Annotated in this window: 1 pseudogene; it reads left to right on the forward strand. The window is 66.1% G+C overall.

What is annotated here, in order from left to right:
* Positions 1–372 (forward strand): annotated as a pseudogene (locus E3W21_RS31635) (glycine dehydrogenase (aminomethyl-transferring)); the annotation flags it as partial.

Consider the following 372-nt stretch of genomic DNA (forward strand, 5'->3'; position numbering starts at 1 on the left):
AGCAAAGCGCCGGTTACCAGCAACTGACCGACGAGCTGGAAGCGATGCTCTGTGCCGCCACCGGTTACGACGCGATCAGCCTGCAACCGAACGCCGGTTCGCAAGGTGAATACGCCGGCCTGCTGGCGATTCGCGCCTATCACCAGAGCCGTGGCGAAGACCGTCGCGACATCTGCCTGATCCCCTCGTCCGCCCACGGCACCAACCCGGCGACCGCCAACATGGCCGGCATGCGCGTGGTCGTGACGGCCTGCGATGCCCGCGGCAACGTCGACATCGAAGACCTGCGCGCCAAGGCCATCGAGCACCGCGAACACCTCGCCGCGCTGATGATCACCTACCCGTCGACCCACGGCGTGTTCGAAGAAGGCA

This window comes from Pseudomonas sp. F01002 (assembly GCF_004402115.1).
Lineage (GTDB): Bacteria > Pseudomonadota > Gammaproteobacteria > Pseudomonadales > Pseudomonadaceae > Aquipseudomonas > Aquipseudomonas frigoris.